Origin of the sequence: Paracoccus sp. S4493 (assembly GCF_000967735.1) — a bacterium.
Lineage (GTDB): Bacteria > Pseudomonadota > Alphaproteobacteria > Rhodobacterales > Rhodobacteraceae > Paracoccus > Paracoccus marcusii.
Window position 1 is genome coordinate 1 of the sequence record NZ_JXYF01000295.1, and the last position, 919, is coordinate 919.

The window sequence follows — 919 nt, forward strand, 5'->3', positions numbered from 1 at the left end:
CCGGATCGACGCCACGGGGCTGCTGGTCCTGCCGGGCGGGATCGACGCGCATGTGCATCTGGACCAGCCGACCTCGGACGGCACGACCATGGCGGACGGCTTCGCCAGCGGCACCCGGTCGGCGGCGGCGGGGGGCAACACGACCGTGCTGCCCTTTGCCCTGCAGATCAAAGGACAGTCGTTGCGCGCCTGCGTCGAGGATTATCATCGCAAGGCGCAGGGGCATTGCCACACCGACGTGTCCTTCCACCTGATCGTCACCGACCCCACCCCCCAGGTGCTGGGGCAGGAATTGCCGGCGCTGGTCCGCGACGGGTACACGTCCTTCAAGGTCTTCATGACCTATGACGATCTGGTCCTGAACGACGCCCAGATCCTGGACGTGTTCGAGGTGGCGCGCCGCGAACGCGCCCTGGTCATGGTCCATGCCGAAGGGCATGACGCGATCCGGCACCTGACCCGGCGCCTGGAGGCCGAGGGCCGCACCGCGCCCTATTACCACGGTCAGGCCCACGCCCAGATCGCCGAACGCGAGGCCACGCACCGCGCCATCAGCCACGCCCAGCTGATCGACGTGCCGGTGGTGATCGTCCATGTCTCGGGCCGCGACCCGATGGAGCAGATCCAATGGGCCCGGGCCCGAGGCCTAAAAGTTCACGCCGAGACCTGCCCCCAATATGTCGCCCTGACCGCCGACGACCTGCGCGGGCTGAACATGGATTTCGACGGCGCGAAATACGTCTGTTCCCCGCCGCCGCGCGATGCGGACAGCCAGGCGGCGATCTGGCAGGGGTTGCGGGACGGGACCTTCGACATCTTCTCGTCCGACCATTGCCCGTTTCGCATCGACGCCACGGGCAAGGACACGCCCCGCGCGCGATCGTCTTTCAAATACGTGCCGAACGGCATTCCGGGGGTC

The 919-nt window shown here is 67.7% G+C and carries 1 protein-coding gene; it reads left to right on the plus strand.

The features are described 5' to 3' along the window. A partial coding sequence (locus tag TW83_RS17245; RefSeq protein WP_045984019.1) for an amidohydrolase family protein occupies positions 1–919 on the plus strand: 919 nt, incomplete at both ends.